The organism is Fulvivirga aurantia (assembly GCF_009711475.1).
Taxonomy (GTDB): domain Bacteria; phylum Bacteroidota; class Bacteroidia; order Cytophagales; family Cyclobacteriaceae; genus Fulvivirga; species Fulvivirga aurantia.
On record NZ_SMMD01000554.1, the window covers coordinates 1 to 3,942 of the forward strand.

Sequence of the window (3,942 nt, forward strand, 5' to 3'; positions counted from 1 at the left end):
ATTCGTCAGGCTTTGCTCAAAAGTTTAATAGCAATTGGGAGGCTGATTTAAAGTCTGTTTTAACAGAATTTGAAAAGTGCAAAGATGCATGCTTCGAGGCGCAGGGTCTTGCCCTAAATAAAGTTTACAATATCGATGATTTCTATTCTGAGAAAAACAAAAGATATTTTACCACCAATGAGATGGCAGATTACTTAAAAGAGAATGGTAACTGGACCAATCTTGGGCCGGCATATGACACAAAAGCCCTGGTTAAAGCACAAGAGCTGGCTAATCAGAAAAAAGCTACCATCGCCATTTATATGGGTGACGATGGCCTTGGCCACATGGCGCTTATTGTTCCGGGTTCTCTTAGTCCATCGGGTTCATGGCAGCGACAGGTGCCTAACTCGGTCTCATTTCTTTCATCAGATCCCTCCAAATCATATATAGGCAAAGGGTTATCGTATGCATTCACCAAAAACATGTTGAAGCATGTGGTGATCTACGCAAGAAATTATTAAGAATATTTCAACTTGTAAACATTGGTCTCAAAAGCACTTATTGAGTGATCTTTTGAGGCCTTTTTTATTCATAATAAACTGCCACCTCATCAAGGGGTTTTCTTTCCAGCTTGGGTACGTAAGTTTCTTCTACGGGATAGCCCACAGGGATAAGTAATACCGGTCTTTCATTGGCAGGCCGGTCTAGAAGTTTGGTAAGAAAATTCATGGGACTAGGTGTATGAGTAAGCGCAACAAGACCCGCATGATGAATGGCTGTTAATAAAAAGCCACCTGCCAGACCTACAGATTCGTTTACATAGTAATTGTTATGCTTCTTTCCTTTCTCATCTAAATCATAAGCCTTTTTAAAAACGATAATTAAGTAGGGAGCAATTTCTAAAAATGGCTTATGCCAGTCTGTTTGCAAAGGGCGAAGGTCATCTAACCACTCCTCACTCATCCTGCTGTTGTAGCTTTCGTACTCTTCCTTTTCGGCAGCCTCTCTTATTTTCTTTTTTAAGTCAGGGTTTGAGATTACGGCAAAAGTCCATGGCTGTTTATGAGCTCCAGAAGGTGCTGTAGAAGCTGTTTTAATGATGTTATCAATTACTTCTTTTGGAATAGGCTTATCAGAAAAATCACGAACGGTCCTGCGTTTGTCCATCCATCCATAAAAAGATGCACTGCGTTGCACTACTTCATCTTCCGGATAAGTGTCCTTTTTATATTCAACAAACTCGTAACCGTCAATAATCTTAATTTTCGCCATAATTTTTACCGTATAACTTAAAGCGCAATAATAAGAAATCAATAGCCTCAAATTTTGTAAGAAGACTGACATTTTAAAGGACTATTAGCCATGTCGCTCCTTCAGCACATCAATTACATCATTTAGGCTATAACCTTTTGCCGCCAACAATACCAGATAGTGATACATCAGGTCAGAAGCTTCGTTTAGAAATAAAGCCTCGTCATCATCCTTTGCTTCAATTACCAATTCTACGGCCTCTTCACCCACTTTTTGAGCCACTTTATTGATGCCTGAATCTAGTAAACTATTGGTATAAGAGCCTTTTTTAGGATTTTGAACACGATTTTGAATCGTTGCCTCCAGAAAACCAAGGTCAGTAGATGTATTCTTTTTCTCACCAAAACAGGTGTCGTTTCCTTTGTGGCAAGCCGGCCCTTCCGGTATGGCCATAATAAGCAGGGTGTCATTATCACAATCCAACTCCATGGACTCTACGTTTAGGAAATTGCCGGAAGTCTCACCTTTTGTCCATAGTCGCTCTTTTGATCGGCTGTAGAAAGTTACTTTTCCTTCTGCTTTTGTTTTCTCTAAAGCTTCATTATTCATGAAAGCGAGCATCAAAACCTTATTGGTATAATAGTCCTGAATGATCGCAGGAATCAATCCATTGAGCTTATTGAAATCAGGTGTTGTTTGTAATTCTATCATCTAATCGGAAATCCTTTAGTGTTTAAATATGCTTTTAAGTCTGGAATACCTATTTCTTTAAAATGGAAAATACTGGCAGCCAAAGCGGCATCGGCATTTCCGTTGGCAAAGACATCTACAAAGTGATCTATACTTCCAGCACCTCCAGAGGCTATAATTGGAATAGTCACTTCTTTAGAAAGCCTGAATAAGGCCTCATTGGCAAATCCATCTTTGGTGCCATCATGATCCATGCTGGTAAACATAATCTCACCAGCACCTCGCTCCTCGACTTCTTTGGCCCAGCTAAATAACTCTTTGTCTGTAGCCTTCTTACCACCATGAGTGTGTACAATCCACTGACCATCTACCTGCCTGGCGTCTATGGCTACCACAATACATTGGCTACCATAGGCCTGTACCAGTTCGTCTATAAGTTCTGGTCGGTATACGGCTGAGGAATTAACGGTTACTTTGTCTGCACCACTGAGTAGGAGAGGGGCCACATCTTCTACACTTGATATACCACCACCTACTGTAAATGGAATGTTCACGTGTTTAGCGATGGCTTTCACAAGGTCAGCAAGAGTTTTTCTTCTTTCGTTGGTTGCGGAAATATCTAGAAAAACCAGCTCATCGGCACCTTGCTGTGCATATAGGGCAGCGAGCTCAACCGGGTCACCAGCATCTCGAAGGCCTTCAAAATTTATTCCTTTTACTGTACGGCCGTCTTTTATATCGAGGCAAGGTATAATTCGTTTTTTAAGCATTGTATTGCTCTAATTCTTTAAGTGAAATTTTATTTTCGTAAATGGCTTTGCCTATAATTACACCTTCAATGCCTAATTGGTCTAGTTTCTCAATATCACCCATGCTACTTACGCCACCACTGGCAATCAGTTTAATTACAGGAAATGTCTCTAAAAGCTCTCTGTAGAGCTCGATATTGGGCCCTTGCAACATACCATCGGTAGCAATATCAGTGCAAATCACGTACTCAAAGCCATCTGATAAGTACTTATGCAAAAGATCTTCAACTGATAAAGTTGTTGACTCTGTCCAGCCTTGAACTGCAATTTTTCTTTCTTTTACATCAGCGCCAATGATGATTTTGTCTGCACCAAACTCATCGCCCCACTCCAATACCTTAACAGGGTTTTTTACTGCTATGCTTCCACACGTTACCTGAGCGGCTCCTGCATTTAAGGCAATTTTGATGTCCTCATCGCTCTTAACACCACCACCAAAATCTACAATCAGGCTGGTTTCTGATGTAATTGATTCTAATACTTCATGGTTTACGATATGGCCACTTTTAGCACCATCAAGGTCTACAAGATGTAAGTACTTGATACCTGCATCTTCATACATTTTAGCCACCTCAAGTGGATTTTCATTGTATACTTTTTTCTGATCATAGTCGCCTTGCGTGAGGCGTACGCACTGTCCATTTATTATATCTATAGCTGGAATTATTCTCATTGTGTGATAAGGTGCTTAAGGTAGTTCAATAAAATTTTTCAAGAGTTGCTCACCCTGTTTGTCTGATTTTTCAGGGTGAAATTGAGTTGCGTAGAAATTGTCCTTTTGCAAGGCAGCACTAAATGGCAATATGTAATCGCACTGAGCAGCAGTAAACTCACACAGTGGTACGTAGTAGCTATGGACAAAATACATGTTATTATCCTCAATATTATTCGTAATCCAGCTGCCATTTGTCTGTGACAAGTCGTTCCAGCCCATATGTGGTACTTTTTCGCCATTTTCAGGTTTAAAGCGTTTTACATCCACATCAAAAATGCCCATGCCTTGTGCATTCCCTTCTTCAGATGATTTACACATCAACTGCATGCCGAGGCAAATGCCTAATACAGGTTGCTTAAGGCCTTTAATTAAATCAGAAAGTTTATTTTCATTGAGCCGTTGCATAGTGGTGCTGGCCTCACCCACACCTGGGAATATCACACGATCAGCAGATTGTAGCTCTTCCCAATCGTCAGTTAAGATGGGTTCAATGCC

General features: G+C 40.5%; 6 protein-coding genes. 1 reads left to right on the forward strand and 5 read right to left on the reverse strand.

All coding sequences use genetic code 11. From position 1 onward, the window contains the following. Positions 1 to 503, forward strand: a 503-nt coding sequence (locus E1176_RS20520; protein ID WP_185152626.1) for a hypothetical protein, incomplete at its 5' end; no start/stop codon positions are given. Positions 504 to 567: 64 nt separating this feature from the next. Here the strand turns inward: E1176_RS20520 and E1176_RS04510 are convergent. The 5 genes from E1176_RS04510 to hisH form a co-directional block, all read right to left on the reverse strand. After that, a complete protein-coding gene (locus tag E1176_RS04510; RefSeq protein WP_155209379.1) occupies positions 568 to 1,254 on the reverse strand; it encodes a nitroreductase family protein in 687 nt (228 codons plus the stop codon). Between the two features lie 84 nt (positions 1,255 to 1,338). Next, positions 1,339 to 1,944 carry a bifunctional phosphoribosyl-AMP cyclohydrolase/phosphoribosyl-ATP diphosphatase HisIE gene (gene hisIE, locus E1176_RS04515; protein WP_155209380.1) on the reverse strand — a complete coding sequence of 202 codons (606 nt, stop codon included), beginning with the start codon at positions 1,942 to 1,944 and terminating at the stop codon, positions 1,339 to 1,341. Further along, positions 1,941 to 2,693: an imidazole glycerol phosphate synthase subunit HisF gene (gene hisF / locus E1176_RS04520; RefSeq protein WP_155209381.1), complete on the reverse strand. Its 753-nt coding sequence runs from the start codon at positions 2,691 to 2,693 to the stop codon at positions 1,941 to 1,943. Before hisF ends, hisIE begins: the two co-directional genes overlap by 4 nt. Continuing rightward, positions 2,686 to 3,405: a 1-(5-phosphoribosyl)-5-[(5-phosphoribosylamino)methylideneamino]imidazole-4-carboxamide isomerase gene (hisA, locus tag E1176_RS04525; RefSeq protein WP_155209382.1), complete on the reverse strand. Its 720-nt coding sequence runs from the start codon at positions 3,403 to 3,405 to the stop codon at positions 2,686 to 2,688. Before hisA ends, hisF begins: the two co-directional genes overlap by 8 nt. A gap of 15 nt (positions 3,406 to 3,420) precedes the next feature. Continuing rightward, positions 3,421 to 3,942: imidazole glycerol phosphate synthase subunit HisH (gene hisH / locus E1176_RS04530; protein ID WP_155209383.1), on the reverse strand; the 522-nt coding region annotated here is incomplete at its 5' end.